Annotated in this window: 18 protein-coding genes; 9 read left to right on the top strand and 9 right to left on the bottom strand. The window is 59.8% G+C overall.

Annotated features, from left to right (window positions below; all coding sequences use genetic code 11):
- Positions 1-21 precede the first annotated feature (21 nt).
- Positions 22-1,413, bottom strand: a complete 1,392-nt coding sequence (gene argH / locus K529_RS20630) for an argininosuccinate lyase (protein WP_040642900.1) — start codon at positions 1,411-1,413, stop codon at positions 22-24.
- Between the two features lie 19 nt (positions 1,414-1,432).
- Between argH and K529_RS20625 the strand changes: the two genes are divergently transcribed.
- The 4 genes from K529_RS20625 to phbB all read left to right on the top strand — a co-directional run bounded on the left by K529_RS20625 (position 1,433) and on the right by phbB (position 5,540).
- A complete protein-coding gene (locus tag K529_RS20625; RefSeq protein ID WP_040642899.1) occupies positions 1,433-1,996 on the top strand; it encodes a TlpA family protein disulfide reductase in 564 nt (187 codons plus the stop codon).
- Between the two features lie 183 nt (positions 1,997-2,179).
- Positions 2,180-3,019 carry an EAL domain-containing protein gene (locus K529_RS20620; protein ID WP_005630595.1) on the top strand — a complete coding sequence of 280 codons (840 nt, stop codon included), beginning with the start codon at positions 2,180-2,182 and terminating at the stop codon, positions 3,017-3,019.
- A gap of 399 nt (positions 3,020-3,418) precedes the next feature.
- The gene (locus K529_RS20615; RefSeq protein ID WP_046002600.1) at positions 3,419-4,594 is read left to right on the top strand and encodes an acetyl-CoA C-acetyltransferase; all 1,176 of its coding nucleotides are present in this window, start codon (positions 3,419-3,421) and stop codon (positions 4,592-4,594) included.
- Between the two features lie 223 nt (positions 4,595-4,817).
- Positions 4,818-5,540, top strand: coding sequence for an acetoacetyl-CoA reductase (phbB, locus tag K529_RS20610; RefSeq protein ID WP_005641492.1), 723 nt, complete (start codon positions 4,818-4,820; stop codon positions 5,538-5,540).
- Positions 5,541-5,626: 86 nt separating this feature from the next.
- Here phbB and K529_RS23570 read toward each other — a convergent pair whose 3' ends face one another.
- Positions 5,627-5,791: a hypothetical protein gene (locus K529_RS23570; RefSeq protein WP_009175597.1), complete on the bottom strand. Its 165-nt coding sequence runs from the start codon at positions 5,789-5,791 to the stop codon at positions 5,627-5,629.
- Positions 5,792-5,903: 112 nt separating this feature from the next.
- Here K529_RS23570 and K529_RS20605 point away from each other — a divergent pair, with 112 nt between their 5' ends.
- Entirely contained in the window at positions 5,904-6,842 is a 939-nt protein-coding gene (locus K529_RS20605; RefSeq protein ID WP_005641489.1) for a transcriptional regulator GcvA, read from the top strand.
- A gap of 5 nt (positions 6,843-6,847) precedes the next feature.
- Positions 6,848-7,759 carry an aromatic amino acid exporter YddG gene (gene yddG, locus K529_RS20600; protein ID WP_005641486.1) on the top strand — a complete coding sequence of 304 codons (912 nt, stop codon included), beginning with the start codon at positions 6,848-6,850 and terminating at the stop codon, positions 7,757-7,759.
- 115 nt (positions 7,760-7,874) lie between these two features.
- Here the strand turns inward: yddG and K529_RS20595 are convergent, their stop codons facing one another.
- From K529_RS20595 to K529_RS20585, 3 genes are all read right to left on the bottom strand, one after another.
- Complete coding sequence (locus K529_RS20595; RefSeq protein WP_005641483.1) at positions 7,875-8,042, bottom strand: YdcH family protein; 168 nt, start codon at positions 8,040-8,042, stop codon at positions 7,875-7,877.
- Positions 8,043-8,273: 231 nt separating this feature from the next.
- Positions 8,274-9,083 (bottom strand): tRNA1(Val) (adenine(37)-N6)-methyltransferase, encoded by an 810-nt coding sequence (locus K529_RS20590; protein ID WP_046002601.1) that lies wholly within the window; start codon positions 9,081-9,083, stop codon positions 8,274-8,276.
- Positions 9,055-9,276 (bottom strand): putative signal transducing protein, encoded by a 222-nt coding sequence (locus K529_RS20585; protein ID WP_005632250.1) that lies wholly within the window; start codon positions 9,274-9,276, stop codon positions 9,055-9,057. Before K529_RS20585 ends, K529_RS20590 begins: the two co-directional genes overlap by 29 nt.
- A gap of 57 nt (positions 9,277-9,333) precedes the next feature.
- Here K529_RS20585 and K529_RS20580 point away from each other — a divergent pair, with 57 nt between their 5' ends.
- Positions 9,334-10,344 carry a polyprenyl synthetase family protein gene (locus tag K529_RS20580; protein WP_005632246.1) on the top strand — a complete coding sequence of 337 codons (1,011 nt, stop codon included), beginning with the start codon at positions 9,334-9,336 and terminating at the stop codon, positions 10,342-10,344.
- A gap of 59 nt (positions 10,345-10,403) precedes the next feature.
- Here K529_RS20580 and K529_RS20575 read toward each other — a convergent pair whose 3' ends face one another.
- The 4 genes from K529_RS20575 to soxR form a co-directional block, all read right to left on the bottom strand.
- Positions 10,404-11,228 carry a 4-(cytidine 5'-diphospho)-2-C-methyl-D-erythritol kinase gene (locus K529_RS20575; RefSeq protein ID WP_005632243.1) on the bottom strand — a complete coding sequence of 275 codons (825 nt, stop codon included), beginning with the start codon at positions 11,226-11,228 and terminating at the stop codon, positions 10,404-10,406.
- Positions 11,215-12,933 (bottom strand): tetratricopeptide repeat protein, encoded by a 1,719-nt coding sequence (locus K529_RS20570; RefSeq protein WP_005632240.1) that lies wholly within the window; start codon positions 12,931-12,933, stop codon positions 11,215-11,217. Before K529_RS20570 ends, K529_RS20575 begins: the two co-directional genes overlap by 14 nt.
- A 124-nt stretch (positions 12,934-13,057) precedes the next feature.
- On the bottom strand, positions 13,058-14,707 hold the full coding sequence (locus tag K529_RS20565; RefSeq protein WP_005632237.1) for an electron transfer flavoprotein-ubiquinone oxidoreductase: 1,650 nt from the start codon (positions 14,705-14,707) through the stop codon (positions 13,058-13,060).
- A gap of 235 nt (positions 14,708-14,942) precedes the next feature.
- Complete coding sequence (gene soxR, locus K529_RS20560) at positions 14,943-15,398, bottom strand: redox-sensitive transcriptional activator SoxR (protein ID WP_005632233.1); 456 nt, start codon at positions 15,396-15,398, stop codon at positions 14,943-14,945.
- Positions 15,399-15,553: 155 nt separating this feature from the next.
- Here soxR and K529_RS20555 point away from each other — a divergent pair, with 155 nt between their 5' ends.
- Both K529_RS20555 and K529_RS23565 read left to right on the top strand, forming a co-directional pair.
- A complete protein-coding gene (locus K529_RS20555; protein ID WP_046002602.1) occupies positions 15,554-15,934 on the top strand; it encodes a VOC family protein in 381 nt (126 codons plus the stop codon).
- A complete protein-coding gene (locus tag K529_RS23565; protein ID WP_157859742.1) occupies positions 15,912-16,067 on the top strand; it encodes a hypothetical protein in 156 nt (51 codons plus the stop codon). Before K529_RS20555 ends, K529_RS23565 begins: the two co-directional genes overlap by 23 nt.
- The last annotated feature ends 72 nt before the right edge of the window (positions 16,068-16,139 follow it).

The raw sequence follows: 16,139 nt of genomic DNA, 5'->3' as shown, positions 1-16,139 counted from the left end.
ATTCTCTCCTGTCTCAGGGGGTTAGCCCAAGATCTCTTTCCAGCGAGCCACCTGAGCGCGCACCTGCGCGGGGGCGGTGCCGCCATAAGACATACGCGAATTCACCGAATTCTCGACGCCCAATACAGAGAAGATATCCTCGGTGATGCCCTCATGCACGGATTTCATGTCCTCAAGGGTCAGATCCGGCAAATCAACGCCGCGCCCTTCGGCCATCGCGACCAAAGCGCCGGTGACATGATGCGCATCGCGGAACGGCACCTTGAGAACCCGCACCATCCAGTCCGCCAGATCGGTGGCGGTGGAGAAGCCAGATCCCGCCGCGGCCGCAAGACTTTCGCGGTTGCCGGTCATGTCCTTCACCATGCCTTCCATCGCCGCAAGTGCGAGCATCCAGTTGTCGGCGGCATCAAAGACCTGTTCCTTGTCTTCCTGCATGTCCTTGGAATAGGCCAGCGGCAGGCCCTTCATCACCATCATCAGCGCCGTGTTGGCACCAAAGATCCGGCCCACCTTGGCGCGGATCAGCTCGGCGGCGTCGGGGTTTTTCTTTTGCGGCATGATCGAGGAGCCGGTGGAGAAGCGGTCCGAAAGCGTCACAAAGCGGAACTGCGCCGAGGACCAGATCACCAGCTCTTCGGCAAAGCGCGACAGATGCATGGCGCAGATGGAGGCGGTCGACAGAAACTCCAGCGCGAAATCACGGTCCGAGACCGCATCAAGCGAGTTCGCGGTCGGGCGGTCAAAACCAAGGGCCTCGGCGGTCATCTCGCGATCAATCGGAAAAGACGTCCCGGCCAGCGCGGCAGAGCCAAGGGGCGATTCGTTCATCCGTTTGCGGGCATCGCGGACGCGGCTGAGATCGCGGCCAAACATCTCCACATAGGCCATCATGTGATGCCCCCATGTGACCGGCTGCGCGGTTTGCAGGTGGGTAAAGCCCGGCATCACCCAATCCGCGCCGGCCTCGGCCTGATCCACCAGCGCGCCAATCAGCGCCAGCAGGCCTTTTTCTGCGGCATCGAACTGATCGCGCACCCAGAGTTTGAAATCTGTTGCAACCTGATCGTTGCGCGACCGGCCTGTGTGCAGACGGCCTGCTGGCTCGCCGATGATTTCCTTCAGGCGCGCCTCGACATTCATGTGGATGTCTTCGAGCGCGGTGGAAAACTGGAAATTTCCGCTTTCGATCTCTGACAAAACGGTGAGCAGCCCTTCACGGATCGCATCTGCATCACTATCCGTAATCACACCGGTGGCGGCGAGCATCGCAGCATGCGCCCGTGAACCGGCAATATCCTGCGCTGCCATGCGCTGGTCGAACCCGATCGAGGCATTGATAGCCTCCATGATCGCGTCCGGTCCGGCGGCAAAGCGGCCGCCCCACATCTGGTTCGAGGTCTTGTCTGTCATGGCCAACCCTGGAGATACTATGCGTATTGTTCGTCAGCTTTCCCTTTATATGGCCCTTGCCCTCGGTGCAAATGCCGCCTTTGGCGCCGATCTCAGCGCAGTAGAAGCGCTGCGCGAAGGCGACATGAAGAAACTGGTCTTCCACACCGAGGCAAAACCGGCATCAAAGGCCACCTTTGAGCTGGCCGATGGCGCGGGTGAGGCGCAGCTGTCGGACTATGAGGGCAAATATGTCCTCGTGAACTTCTGGGCCACATGGTGCCCGCCCTGCCGTAAGGAAATGCCGATGCTCTCGGCCCTGCAAGACGAGTTCGGCGGCGAGAATTTCGAAGTTTTGACGCTGGCAACCGGGCGCAACAATCCCGCTGGCATAAAGAAGTTCTTCGACGAAATTGGCGTCACCAATCTGCCGCGTCATCAGGACCCCAAGAGTGCCGTGGCACGTGAAATGGGGGTTTTTGGCCTGCCGATCACTGTGATTCTTGACCCCGAAGGCAATGAAATTGCACGTCTTCGCGGCGAGGCGGACTGGGCGTCAGAAAGCGCACGCGCGGTGATCGCTGCCTTGGTCGCCGGGTCCTGACAGCGGCGAATGCCCCATGCCTTCCCCGCCGGCAGAGCGACGTTTTTGCGCGTTCTGCTGGAGGGGTAGTTAAAATTCGCGCCTTAATCCCCGCTCAACCCTTTTGAGAGACTGTAGAGTCCAATCTACAACTCGGAAGGCTGCCCTTGCGCAAGGGCACCGCAAACCGATGGGGCTGAGAACGTGAAGAAACGGCATTTCTGGAAGAACGATATCCCGGAAGGGGCTGAAAACCCTCTGTCTGCTGCCATCGTGGCACGCGACCGCAATGTAGTGGACATGGTGGCGGAGGCGGTGAAGCATGATCAGACCCTGCTCGCCTATCAGCCCATCGTGCAAAGTCAGGCAACCGACACCATCGCCTTTTACGAGGGCTACATCCGCGTTATGGACGCCACCGGGCGCATTATCCCCGCGCGCGAGTTCATGGGCGTGATTGAGGAGCGCGAGTTGGGGCGCAAGCTCGACTGCCTCGCGCTGGAACAGGGTCTGCGGGTTCTGCAGCGCAATCCCAACGTGCGACTGTCGATCAATATGTCCGCCCGGTCCATCGGCTATAGCCAATGGAATAAGGTGCTTGAGCGGTTTTTGGAACGCGATCAGTTTCTGGGCGAACGGCTGGTGCTGGAAATCTCCGAAGCCTCGGCCATGGCCGCGCCAGAACTGGTGATCGACTTTATGGATCAGATGCAACAGCACGGGATCGCCTTTGCGCTTGATAACTTTGGCGCGGGCACCACTGCCATTGGTCATTTCCGCGATTTCTTCTTTGATGCGGTGAAAATTGATGGCCAGTTTGTGCGCGGCGTGCACAACAACCACGACAATCAAGCGGTGATCAAAGCCCTGATCGCCATCGCCAAACAGTTTGACATGTTTATTGTCGCAGAGTCGGTGGAGCGGCAGGAAGACGCAGAATTCCTGATCGCTGCCGGGGCGGATTGCCTGCAAGGTTTCCTCTATGGTGCGCCGTCTATCACGCCCCCTTGGCATGGCGAAGGTGAGTCGCGCGCCCGCGCCTGATCCCTGTTTGCTGCAATGTTTGCTGCAGTACAGCACCTGATGACAATCCGCTGCCACGCGGCATGACCCTTGGCAGTGGATCGCAAATGTGACGTGGCATTTCCCGCCCGCATAACGTCCTCCGCATAAATCTCCCATGTTTCACCGTGGCAGGCATAGAAACAAGCAGGGACTGCCTTGTGTTTTGTGGCACGTCCGCGCCTTGCTTCACCCGGCGCATCCAGACCTCAAATCAGTTTCGATTTTATGCGCAATCCACGCTGGTTGTGCCGAAACCATTGCTGCAACTGCACGGTTGGGCTATTCCAAGGTTGAAGGGAGGAGACGTCGCGCAATCCGGGTGACGCTAAAGACCCCGCCGCGTCGGCGTTTTCGCAGAACATGCAGAGGACTGACCGAATGACCAACGTAGTAATCGCATCCGCCGCGCGCACCGCCGTCGGCAGCTTTGGCGGCGCCTTCGCCAACACGCCCGCCCACGATCTGGGCGCAGCTGTGCTGGAGGCCGTTGTGGCCCGCGCAGGCATCGACAAATCCGAGGTCTCGGAAACCATTCTCGGCCAGGTGTTGACCGCAGCCCAAGGCCAGAACCCCGCACGTCAGGCCCATATCAACGCAGGCCTGCCAAAAGAATCCGCCGCCTGGAGCATCAATCAGGTGTGCGGCTCGGGCCTGCGCGCCGTCGCCCTCGGCGCCCAGCACATCCAACTGGGGGATGCGTCCATCGTGGCTGCAGGCGGTCAGGAAAACATGACCCTCTCTCCCCATGCTGCCAACCTGCGCGCAGGTCACAAAATGGGCGACATGCAATATATCGACACCATGATCCGCGATGGTCTGTGGGATGCTTTCAACGGCTACCACATGGGCCAGACCGCAGAAAACGTGGCCGAGCAATGGCAGATTTCGCGCGACATGCAGGACGAATTTGCTGTCGCTTCGCAAAACAAGGCCGAAGCTGCACAAAAAGCGGGTAAGTTCGCTGATGAGATCGCAGCCTTTGTCGTGAAGCACCGCAAGGGTGACATCACCGTGGATCAGGACGAATACATCCGCCACGGTGCCACCATTGAGGCGATGCAAAAACTGCGCCCCGCCTTTGCCAAGGATGGCTCCGTCACTGCGGCGAATGCCTCCGGCCTGAACGACGGCGCGGCGGCGACGCTTTTGATGAGCGCCGACGAGGCAGAAAAACGCGGCATCGAGCCGCTCGCCCGCATCGCATCTTATGCCACCGCAGGTCTGGACCCATCTATCATGGGCGTCGGTCCGGTGTTTGCCTCGCGCAAAGCACTGGAAAAGGCAGGCTGGTCCGTCGATGATCTGGATCTGGTGGAGGCCAACGAAGCCTTTGCCGCGCAGGCCTGCGCCGTGAACAAGGACATGGGCTGGAACCCGGAGATCGTGAACGTCAACGGCGGCGCCATCGCCATCGGCCACCCGATCGGTGCCTCCGGCTGCCGCGTTCTGAACACGCTGCTGTTTGAAATGAAACGCCGCGGCGCGAAAAAAGGTCTCGCGACTCTGTGCATTGGTGGTGGCATGGGCGTCGCCATGTGCGTCGAGCGTCCGTAAAAAGCGCGCAAACGCTTTAAATATAGGCTGATTTTGGGGCGTCTTCGGGCGCCCCTTTGTTTTTTCGTTCCCCCGTTACAATCTCCGGTTTAGTGTGGGGCCACGACCTGAGACGTGGCGGAATGCTGCAAGCGCAAAATGGTTGTGAAATTTTATTGCTCTGGCATTGATAGATGTGCAATAAGATTACAAAGTGAAGTAAAGAAGTTGGAGGACCCCTCACATGGCTCGTATTGCCCTTGTTACCGGCGGATCGCGCGGTATCGGCGCCGCTATTTCTAAGACTCTTCAGGCGCAAGGCTGTCAGGTCGCCGCGACCTATGCCGGCAACGATGCCGCAGCTGCACAGTTTACCGAAGAAACCGGAATCAAGACCTATAAGTGGAACGTGGCCAGCTATGAGGAGAGCAAGGCCGGGATCGAACAGGTTGAGGCGGAACTTGGCCCCATCGACATTGTTGTCGCCAATGCGGGCATCACCCGCGACGCGCCGTTTCACAAGATGCAGCCCGAACAATGGCAGCAGGTGATTGATACCAACCTGACCGGCGTCTTTAACACGGTGCATCCGGTCTGGCCCGGCATGCGCGAACGGGGTTTTGGCCGGGTGATTGTGATCTCGTCGATCAATGGTCAAAAGGGCCAGTTTGCACAGGTCAACTATGCCGCAACCAAGGCAGGCGATCTCGGCATTGTGAAATCTCTGGCCCAGGAAGGCGCGGCCAAGGGCATCACCGCAAACGCCGTCTGCCCCGGCTATATCGCAACGGAGATGGTGATGGCAGTGCCTGAAAAAGTGCGCGATGCGATCATCGGCCAGATCCCCACAGGGCGTCTGGGTGAGCCTGAAGAAATTGCGCGATGCGTGGGCTTTCTCGCCTCGGACGAGGCATCGTTTATCAACGGCTCCACCATTTCCGCAAACGGCGGCCAGTTCTTCGTCTGATCGCCCGGGTTTCGCAACGCTATAAACAGAGCAAGGGCCGGTTCGTGATGAACCGGCCCTTATCTCATCCCGTAAGTGCCTGTCATTCAGCTCGCGCGCGCTGAGGCCCAGCGGGAAACCCGATACCCCGAAGCCGATGCACGGCGGCGGGCAAAGATCCATGAGAGCGCATCACGCAGGACCTGCGCACGCGCTTCGTGGGCCCGGGCCATGCCCTGTTTCACTTCGGCTGTTGCAGCATATTCGATCATCCTGGCCACCTTTCGGTTTAGCGTCTCTGTTGTGTCTTCAATATGCGCATTTGCTGTATTGACGACAAACGAGAGTTTTGCGAGCTTCAGTTAAGTTATTCTTGGGTGAACCATGTCCGACCGCCTCCCCCCTCTGACCGCTTTGCGCGCCTTTGACGCGGCGGCCCGGCATATGTCCTTTGCCAAGGCGGCGGAAGAACTGAATGTGACTCCGGCGGCATTGTCGTTTCAGATCAAATCGCTGGAGGAGCATCTGGGCGCGCCACTGTTTCGCCGCCTCAACCGCGCGGTTGAGTTGACGGAGGCTGGCACGGCATTGGCGCCGGGCGCAGATGAAGGGTTTCAAGCGTTGAGCACCGCGTGGCGTCAGGCGCGGCGGGTGCTGGACACCACATCATTGACGGTGACCGCAGGACCGGCGTTGACGGCGAAATGGCTGGCACCCCGGTTATACGAGTTTGCCCGCAGTCACCCGGACATTGATCTGCGCTTGTCCGCCGGACTGCGGGTCATGGACCTGCACCGCGACAATGTGGATGTGGCAATCCGATTCGGTTACGGCGTTGACGAGGATCTGGTATCGCAACCCGCCCGCCCCGAATGGCTGACTCCGGTGATGACCCCGGACCTTTATGCGCGGTTTCCCACGCCCGAGAGCCTGCGCGAAGCGCCGTTGATCTATGACGACAGCATCGGTTTTCTAAATCCAACCTGCGACTGGCCAACGTGGTTTCGCGCGATGGGTCTGGAGTTCACGCCGGGTCACGGCACACATTTTTCCCACGCCGATCACGCGATTGACGCCGCCTGCGCCGGTCTTGGGGTGGCATTGGGACGGCGGCCGATGATTATCAAAGACGTGCAGGAGGGGCGGCTGATTGCACCCTTTAAGGTGGCGATCGAGACAGATGCCAAGTTTCGCTTTTTGTGCCTGCCCAGCACCCAAGACCGCCCGCAGATCAAGGCGTTCCGCGAATGGTTCTTTGCGGAGATCGAAAAAACTGCGCATATGTGGGACGATTTCAAGATTGTCCCCGTGAAGGATCTATAAGCCAGATGACCCGTGCTCGCGCGACCGCAATCGGATTTGTTGCCGTTCTACTTTGGGCGCTGCTGGCTTTGCTGACGGTGGGCTCCAGCCCGACGCCGCCATTGCTGCTCAATACCATCTGCTTTGGGATTGGCGGCGTGATTGGCCTGATCTGGGTACAGATGACAGGCAGTTGGGCGCACCTCAGGCGCGTTCCGCTGCGAGTCTATGCCTTTGGTTCCATTGGGGTCTTTGGCTATCACGCGCTGTATTTCTCTGCTCTGCGCGCCGCCCCCGCGGCTGAGGCCGGTCTGATCGCCTATCTCTGGCCATTGTTGATCGTGCTTTTGTCGGGCTTGCTGCCCGGAGAGAAGCTGCGGACGGGCCATTTCCTCGGGGCGCTTTTGGGTTTTGCGGGCGCGGCCTGCATTATCACCGGCGGCGGTGAGGGGTTTCAGGCGCAATATCTGCCGGGCTATGGCCTTGCGCTGCTATGTGCGCTGTTCTGGTCCAGCTATTCCGTGGGGTCCCGTCTGTTGGGGGATGCGCCAACCGCATCGGTTGCGGTGTTTTGCCTGCTAAGCGCGCTTGCCTCGCTCGGATTACATCTGCTGCTGGAAGAGACAGTCTGGCCCGTTGGGGCACTGGGCTGGACATCGACCGTGTTGCTGGGGCTTGGTCCTGTGGGGCTGGCGTTTTACGTCTGGGACATCGGCGTCAAACAGGGCGACATTCAGATGCTCGGGACCAGTTCCTACGCAGCGCCGCTATTGTCGACGCTGATTCTGGTGATCGCGGGGATTGCCGCGCCCTCCTGGGGGTTGGCTCTGGCCGCTCTGCTGATCACCGCGGGCGCGGTGCTGGCAGCGCGGGCCTCTTCAACGACCCCCGCACAGGATGTGGCGGAGGGGCCAGCGATCACCCCGCCCACGCCGTAAGAACACCATAAAACGAATAAAGGCCCCGCGTGTGGCAGGGCCTTGGCTCTCCGTCTTCTGCGTCGCAGGCCGGATCGCTACAAGAGGGCCGGATAGGCGGCCAAAGATCGCGCGATCAGGCGTGATTGAGACGTTCGATCTCGTCCTTCAGGCGCAGCTTCTCTTTTTTGAGGGACTTAATATGCATTCGGTCGGTGGCCGGAGATCTCTCGGCTTGTTCGACTTCAAAACTCAGATGCTCGTGCTTCTTCTTCAATTGGTTCAGATGCGAGCTGAGGCTCATGTCGTTCCTCCTTCTACAAAGCTTGATGCCAACAACATGGTGATTGGAGCACGCTTCTTTCAACCTGTCACGCTGCACGCGCACAATTCGGAACGGTTCTTTCGAACAATTTGCAACTTTTGGCTGTTTCCCGCCTATTCTGATGCGCGATCAGGCAGCGCTATTCCGACCTGCCTATTCTAACGCGCAAAGCTAGCGCAAATCGTCGCGGTCACCTTGCGATCTGATAAATCAGACAGATCTGCCCTCCGGCCACGGCAGCGCGGCCCCTTCACGCAGGACAGTTCGGATTGCGGCACTGTAGTCATCGCCATCCGTCTGATGGGTCGCACCATCATGCATCAACAGCGGTGCATGAAGCCGAAAATCCGCGCGCCCGCCTTTGCGGGCACGTAGAATCACCAACTCTGCTGCGCGTCCGACGCGCGGCGCAAGCGGCAGGATCTCGAGCGAGCCAAGCCGCCCCTGCGCGGCCGCCATCATATCTGGCAGGCGGTCCACCCGCTGAATCATGTGCAAATACCCCTTGGGCGCAAGTCTGCGCGCGGCGACATCGAACCACAGCTCAAGCGGAGTACCCTCGCCCAGTGCCGTGCGCCGCCCTGCGTCGTTGGCCTGGCTATGCGCCCCGGCGCGGTAGTAAGGCGGGTTAGCGATCACATGATCAAATCGCTGCTGGCGCAGATCAGCGGGCAGATCGCTCAGGTTGGCAGTGGCGACATGCGCGGCGGTAGCGTTTTCTGCGGCATTTCGGCGCGCAAGCTCTGCATAGGCCGCCTGCAGCTCAACTCCGGTGATCTTCAGATCCTGCACGCGGGCTGCCAAACAAAGAAACGCCTGCCCCGCCCCACAGCCCAATTCCAGCACAGATTGACCGGGACGCGCGTTCACAGCGGCCGCCAGCAACACCGGGTCCACACCCGCGCGATAGCCTGATTTCGGCTGAAAGAGCGTTACCCGCCCCCCCAAAAAGCCGTCCGCGCTCAGATCCGCATCGCAAAAGCCCGGCTGATCAGCCACGGTCCGACACCGGCAATCCATTGTCGCGCATCACCAGTTGCGCATCTTCCAGATCGTCCGCATGCACAAGCAGACGGCGTGGGAAAATCCCGATGCCACCTTCAAGAACGCTCATATTTACGTCCATTTCAAAGCAGTCTATACCCTCCCCGTTGAGAAGGGCGGTGGCAAAGGCCAAGACCGTTGGGTCAGTGCTGCGTAAAAGTTCCTTCATATCCACGGATCTAAGGGCAAGACCGGGGTCTTGTCGAGCCTATCAGTCGGGAATGTGATGAACCAGGTGATGACGCAGACGCCTAAGGGCAAGCCCCATGAATTGCTGGCCGAAACTCTGGCCTCTGAATTGGAAGCCGTGAACCTCTTGATCCAAGAGCGAATGGCATCGGAACACGCGCCGCGCATCCCAGAGGTGACCGCGCATCTGGTCGAGGCAGGCGGCAAGCGGTTGCGCCCGATGTTGACCTTGGCTGCGGCGCGCATGTGCGGTTATGAGGGCGATCATCACCTAAAACTCGCGGCAACTGTCGAGTTCATCCATACCGCAACGCTGTTGCATGACGATGTGGTCGATGAAAGCGCACAGCGCCGGGGGCGTCCGACCGCGAACCTGTTGTGGGATAACAAAAGCTCGGTTCTGGTGGGCGACTATCTGTTTGCCCGCAGCTTCCAGTTGATGGTCGATACCGGCTCCCTGCGGGTGCTCGATATCCTTGCCAATGCCTCGGCCACCATTGCCGAAGGTGAGGTGCTGCAGATGACAGCGGCGACCGATCTGCGCACCACCGAAGAGATTTACCTGCAAGTCGTGCGCGGCAAAACTGCGGCGTTGTTTTCTGCTGCAACCGAGGTGGGCGGCGTGATCGCGAGCGCGACGGACGCGCAGGTGAAGGCGCTCTATGACTATGGCGACGCGCTTGGCATTGCGTTCCAGATCGCCGATGATCTGCTGGATTATCAAGGTGATACGGCAAAAACCGGCAAAAATGTCGGCGATGATTTCCGCGAGCGCAAGCTGACACTGCCGGTGATCAAAGCGATTGCACAGGCCACCGATGAGGAGCGCGCGTTCTGGCAGCGCACCATTGCCAAGGGGCGACAGGAAGAGGGTGATCTGGACCACGCGCTGGAGTTGATGGCAAAATATGCCACACTGGACGCCACCCGCGCAGATGCCTTTGGCTGGGCAGAAAAGGCAAAATCAGCGCTGGCAGAGCTGCCAGACCATCCGATCCGCACCATGCTGATTCACCTGGCAGATTACGTAGTCTCGCGATTGAACTGATCCGCGTGCCCGGTGGTTTGGCGAGGTCGCTGACCGGGCAATGCGCATGGCGACTGTGCTCAATGGAGTTCGGTCGCCACGCACCACCAATCGGGATGTTCTGCGCCAATCTCATAGGCCGCGAAATGCGCCGCCTTCATGCTGGGATAGAGCGCAAAACAGGTCGAACCTGACCCTGACATCCGCGCCATCAGCGCATCGCGCGACCTGCGCAGATCGCTCAGCGCGCGGTCGATTTGAGGTGCGACCTCGATCGCGGCGGGCTCCAGATCGTTGCGCTGCGCCGACAACCAGCCTGCGCAATCCGCAACACCGTCAAACAGCGGCACCTCAGCTGGCATTGCGGCATTATCGCGCGACGTGAGCGCCGAGAACACCGCAGCTGTCGGGACTTCAACGCCGGGATTGACCAGCAATGCCGGGAGGCGCGGCAGGGCGACAGGGGTGATTTCCTCACCAATGCCCTGCATGCGCGCGGCGGAGGCGGTCATACAGACCGGAACATCCGCACCAAGGGAAAGCGCCAGCGAGTCTGGAAACACCACCCCCTGCTCCGCAAGCGCATTCAAAAACGCGCCCGCGTCAGAGGAACCACCACCGATCCCAGCCCCATGCGGCAGGGATTTTTCCAGCGCGATCTGTCCGCGCCAGCCTGCTCCTTCGGCCGCACGCCAGACCAGATTGCGCGCATCCTGTGGCACACCTTTGGCAAACATGCCCGACACGGTGAGCGACAGATCAGCGCCCGGCGTGATCTGTAAACGGTCCCCGGTGTCTGCAAAGGCCACCAGACTGTCGAGCAAATGATACCCATCCGCGCGGCGGCCGGTTACATGCAGAGACAGGTTGATCTTGGCGGGAGCAAAGACCTCAACGGTCGTCATTGGCAACCTGCAGCGGCTTTGCTCCTTCTTCGGCCAGGACCACATCCAGCCCCACGTCCAGCTTGCGACGGATACGGTCGGGTTTGGCCTCGGCGTCGGTGTCTTCGGGATCAACGAAGGACAGGGCGCGACGCCACTGGAATTCTGCTTCCAACTTGCGGCCCACCGCCCAATAAACATCGCCGAGATGGTCGTTCACCACCGGATCGACCGGCATGAGTTCGACGGCGCGCTCCATGTGGCTGACGGCATCCTCGTAGCGGCCCATCCGGTAAAGCACCCAGCCGAGGCTGTCGATGATATAGCCGCTCTCCGGACGGGCTTCGACGGCGCGTTCGATCATCGAGAGCGCCTCGTCCAGTTTTTCCTGACGCTCCACCAGCGAATAGCCAAGGTAGTTCAGCACCTGCGGCTGTTCCGGATCGATTTCGAGAGCCGCGCGGAAATCAGCCTCAGCCGCGTCCCAGTTTTTCAAACGCTCATTGCAGATGCCACGCGCATAGAAGAGGAACCAACGGTTGGTGGCCTCTTCGGGGCTGAGTTCCAGAGCGCGGCTATAAGCCTTTGCAGCATCGGAGTAATTTTCCTGCTGACGCAGCAGGTCGCCAAGGTCGATATAGACCGCAACATGCTGGGGAAAGTCGCGGGCCAGTTGTTCCAGCACCTCGGCAGCCGCCTGCGGGTTTGCAGAGCGGCGCAGCGCCTCGGCGCGGCCCAGTTCTGCGGCGTGAAAATCGGGATGATCGCGCGGCACCTGTTTGTACGTGGCAATCGACAGCTCATATCGGCCCATCTGGTCCAGCAGACCCGCGCTCAGCAGGACCGCATCCACATGGGCGGGGCTGAGTTTTGCCGCCATACGTGCATACATCAGCACATAATCGCTTGCCGCCTCGCCGGACAGCGCCTGTCCGAGACTGAAAAACACTTCGGCCATGCCATCACGCGGGGTCGGCGTAATGGTGAAGCCCACGGTTTCACCCATCGCCAGTTTATCCGCCAGATCGGTGAGCGCCGGGTCAAAGCCCTCGCCAAAGCTGTCGACCAGAACTTCCAGTGCCTGTTCGGTGCGCCCCAGTTGTGACAGAACCTGCACCCGCGCAATCGCGGCACGACGAGAAGACCGGCCAAGCTGGCCCTCATTGGCGGCAAAAAGCTCTTCTGCGCCCTCGTAATCGCCGACCGAAGCAAGCGCTAGGGCCTTGTGATAGGTGGCAAAGAACTTTAGCCCGTCCTGCTCGGCCACGGCGTCGAATTGCTCCAACGCCTGAGAGACCGCACCTTTGCCCATATAGGCCCACGCATCGAGCAAGCCATCAACCAGCGGGCTGATCTCATATTGCGCGGAATCGCGCGCAAGAAGCCCGTCAAAGTCGTCCTGCAGCGCAAGGTTTCCGGCCATGACGATATTGGCCACCTGACTGCGCACGCCCGCTTCCCACATCCGCTTTGCCACCGGGAGGGCAGATTCCACATCCCCCAGTGCCAGTTGTGCATAGACGAGGTTTTCCATCAGGGTGACGTTCTGTGGATCGCGCACCAGCGCACGGGTGTAGTATTTAGCACCCGCAGCAAAATCGCTGTCGTAGGTCGCAGCCCGCCCGGCGAGGTAAGCCCCCGCCAGCCCGTCCGCCACCGCCATTGGGCCAGTGGTCAACAAAAGCGCTGCGGCGCAGGTCAGGGAACGGAGATAGGATACGGGCACGAAGGGGCCTCCAGAGCAGGGTCACAACACATCTAGCGCGGAGCGTAGACGCCAGCCCCGCAATGCGCAATGGGGCGACCCGCAGGCCGCCCCATCAAAGTGATCACAGATGGCAAATCTGCCGTTACATATTGGGATAGTTCGGCCCGTCGCCGCCCTGCGGCGTTGTCCATGTGATGTTCTGCGACGGATCTTTGATGTCGCAGGTCTTGCAGTGGACGCAGTTCTGGAAGTTCACCACAAATTCGGGCTTTCCGTCCTTTTCCACCACCTCATAGACGCCTGCCGGGCAATAGCGCTGCGCGGGTTCATCGTATTTGGGCAGGTTGACCGCAATTGGCGTGTCCTTGTTGCCCAGACGCAGGTGGCAGGGCTGGCTTTCCTCGTGGTTGGTCGCCGCAAAGGACACGTTGGTCAGTCGATCAAAGGACAACACGCCATCGGGCTTGGGATAGTCGATGGGCTTGTGTTTTTCAGCTGGCTCCGTCGCCTCGGCATCATTTTTGCCGTGACCCAGTGTGCCAAAGAACGAAAACCCCAAGAGAGTGTTGGTCCACATGTCCAGACCACCCAGCGCCAGCGAGGCGGTGAGACCCCATTTGGACCACATCGGTTTGACGTTGCGGACCTTTTTCAGATCCTTGCCGATCGGCCCGTTCCGCACGTCTGCCTCGTAATCGGTGAGCTCATCGGACTGACGGCCTGCTTTGATCGCCTCATAGGCGGCCTCGGCGGCAGCTTTACCCGAGAGCATGGCGTTGTGGTTGCCCTTGATGCGCGGCACGTTGACCATGCCCGCGGAACAGCCCAGAAGCGCGCCGCCCGGGAAGGTCAGCTTCGGCATCGACTGATAGCCGCCCTCGGTGATCGCCCGCGCGCCGTAAGCCACGCGTTTACCGCCCTTCAGAAGCTCCGCCACCATCGGGTGATGCTTAAAGCGCTGGAACTCCATGTAGGGATAGAGATGCGGGTTCTTGTAGTTGAGGTGCACCACAAACCCCACATAGACCTGATTGTTATCAAGGTGATAGATGAAAGACCCACCGCCTGCGTTGGAATTCAGCGGCCAGCCCATGGTGTGGGTGACGGAGCCTTCCTTGTGCTTGGCGGGATCAATCTCCCAGATCTCTTTCATGCCGACGCCGTATTTCTGCGGCTCTTTGCCGTCAGAGAGACCGTATTTGGCGATGACTTCTTTGGAGAGCGAGCCGCGCACGCCCTCGGAGAGGAAGACATATTTGCCGTGCAGCTCCATCCCCGGTTCGGTGTTGGGACCGTAAGAGCCGTCTTCCTCTAGGCCAAAGACACCGGCCACCACGCCTTTGACTTCGCCGTTGTCGCCGTAAACCAGCTCAGAGCAGGCCATGCCGGGGAAGATTTCGACGCCCAGCTCCTCGGCCTGTTCCGCCATCCAGCGGCACACATTGCCCATGGAGACGATGTAGTTGCCGTGGTTGTTCATCAGGGGCGGCATCGGGAAGTTCGGAATACGAACGTCGCCCGCCTCACCCAGCATGTAAAAATTGTCGTCCTTAACCGGAACGTTGAGCGGTGCGCCCTTTTCCTTCCAGTCGGGCATCAGCGCGTCCAGACCACATGGGTCAAGCACCGCACCGGAGAGGATATGCGCGCCCACTTCGGAGCCTTTCTCCAGCACCACCACCTGTAGGTCGGCATCCAGTTGTTTCAGACGGATCGCGGCCGACAGACCGGCGGGACCGGCCCCGACGATCACAACGTCGTATTCCATTGCTTCGCGTTCAATCTCGGCCATTCGAGGTGCTCCTTGGCTATCGTGCGGACCCGCGCATCTGGTCCTTGGCTGGTTGGCGCAACATGAGTGCGCTGGCGTTATGGCGCAACATTCTTGCGCGGTTGCTTAGCTGGTGCAGCATAGAGAGGTCAATCCATACCCTACGTAGGTTCCCTGACAGACCCGGAAAACACCCCCTTGGCGCGCTGGTTTTCGTCATCCGAGACACAAATAACGGCGTTAATCGACAGGAGTGTCAAGTTTCCGGGCGATCTCCCATCAGGTATCGCGGTCCTTGCCCGTTTTTTGCCGCCCGGTCGTCGGCGTTGTAGAGCGCGCAGGTGGGCAGCGACAGGCAACCGCAGCCAATACAGCCATCCAGATCATCGCGCAGCTTTTCAAGCGTTGCGATTCGGGCGTCCAGGTGGGTGCGAAACCCCGCCGACAGGCGCGACCAGTCGTCCTTGGTCGGGGTGCGTTTATTAGGCAGGCTTTGCAGTTGATCGCGAATTTCAGGCAAGGTGAAGCCGAATTTCTGCGCGATCATGATAAAACTCAACCGCCGGATGTCGGCGCGATGAAACCGGCGCTGGCCACCTGCATTGCGCCAAGGCTCCAACAGACCCTGCGCCTCGTAATAGCGGATGGCCGAGACCGCGAGGCCGGTACGCTCGGCGAGATATCCAATCGACAATCCGTGAGATGCAGGCATCGGGTACCCCTTTTTAGATGTTTCGTCAGACCGATCAGGCAATCCGCCAGAGCCAAGGCGAAAAATTTCTGAACCACCTCAGAAATAGCTTGAGCTAAAGTTAGGTTTAGAAATTATCACAGACCGAGGCAAGACAAAAGGAAGGAGCCTCAGTCATGACTGCAACGCTCGAACACGCGAATATCTGCGTCAGTGACCCACATAAGACCGCCGCATGGATGGAAAAGATCTTTGGCTGGCGCATCCGGTGGGAGGGACCGGCCATCAACGGTGGCTATTCCGTGCATGTGGGATCAAAAGACAGCTATCTCGCGCTTTATGCCCCCAAAGAAGGTCTGAGCGCGCCGCCCACGCCCTATTCCACCAAAGGCGCGCTCAATCATCTCGCGGTGATTGTTGATGACCTCGATGCCGCAGAACAAGCCGTGAAGGACGCAGGCTACACCCCAAAGAGCCACGCGGATTATGAACCCGGGCGGCGGTTTTACTTCGAAGACGAGGAGGGGGTGGAATATGAGCTCGTTCAGTATGATTGAGGTGCTGTTTCTTGCGGCTTATGGTCCGCGTGGGTTTCGGGAATTTGGCCTGTTTGGGCGCAACAGGCGCAGCCGCCCGCGTCCGCCCAGTCTGACGGCACCGCTGCCTGAACGAGTCTCACGGGAGCGTTAAACGCCCGCCCCAGACAGCAAAACCCCGCACAACCTGTGATGCCCCCCTTGCAATTGCGTCCGCGATTGGGTC

This window comes from Tritonibacter mobilis F1926 (assembly GCF_000376545.2).
Lineage (GTDB): Bacteria > Pseudomonadota > Alphaproteobacteria > Rhodobacterales > Rhodobacteraceae > Epibacterium > Epibacterium mobile.
This window is presented reverse-complemented; position numbering and strand designations above follow the sequence as displayed.

Bases quoted from the DNA above. Each gene is read 5' to 3' on its own strand.
- K529_RS20625 (WP_040642899.1), top strand. From the start codon at position 1,433: ATGCGTATTGTTCGTCAGCTTTCCCTTTATATGGCCCTTGCCCTCGGT.
- K529_RS20585 (WP_005632250.1), bottom strand. From the start codon at position 9,276: ATGAAGGAACTTTTACGCAGCACTGACCCAACGGTCTTGGCCTTTGCC.
- K529_RS23570 (WP_009175597.1), bottom strand. From the start codon at position 5,791: ATGATCGAATATGCTGCAACAGCCGAAGTGAAACAGGGCATGGCCCGG.
- K529_RS20605 (WP_005641489.1), top strand. From the start codon at position 5,904: ATGTCCGACCGCCTCCCCCCTCTGACCGCTTTGCGCGCCTTTGACGCG.
- K529_RS20565 (WP_005632237.1), bottom strand. From the start codon at position 14,707: ATGGCCGAGATTGAACGCGAAGCAATGGAATACGACGTTGTGATCGTC.
- K529_RS20595 (WP_005641483.1), bottom strand. From the start codon at position 8,042: ATGAGCCTCAGCTCGCATCTGAACCAATTGAAGAAGAAGCACGAGCAT.
- K529_RS23565 (WP_157859742.1), top strand. From the start codon at position 15,912: ATGAGCTCGTTCAGTATGATTGAGGTGCTGTTTCTTGCGGCTTATGGT.
- yddG (WP_005641486.1), top strand. From the start codon at position 6,848: ATGACCCGTGCTCGCGCGACCGCAATCGGATTTGTTGCCGTTCTACTT.
- K529_RS20555 (WP_046002602.1), top strand. From the start codon at position 15,554: ATGACTGCAACGCTCGAACACGCGAATATCTGCGTCAGTGACCCACAT.
- argH (WP_040642900.1), bottom strand. From the start codon at position 1,413: ATGACAGACAAGACCTCGAACCAGATGTGGGGCGGCCGCTTTGCCGCC.
- K529_RS20590 (WP_046002601.1), bottom strand. From the start codon at position 9,083: ATGGATTGCCGGTGTCGGACCGTGGCTGATCAGCCGGGCTTTTGCGAT.
- soxR (WP_005632233.1), bottom strand. From the start codon at position 15,398: ATGCCTGCATCTCACGGATTGTCGATTGGATATCTCGCCGAGCGTACC.
- K529_RS20615 (WP_046002600.1), top strand. From the start codon at position 3,419: ATGACCAACGTAGTAATCGCATCCGCCGCGCGCACCGCCGTCGGCAGC.
- phbB (WP_005641492.1), top strand. From the start codon at position 4,818: ATGGCTCGTATTGCCCTTGTTACCGGCGGATCGCGCGGTATCGGCGCC.
- K529_RS20575 (WP_005632243.1), bottom strand. From the start codon at position 11,228: ATGACGACCGTTGAGGTCTTTGCTCCCGCCAAGATCAACCTGTCTCTG.
- K529_RS20580 (WP_005632246.1), top strand. From the start codon at position 9,334: ATGAACCAGGTGATGACGCAGACGCCTAAGGGCAAGCCCCATGAATTG.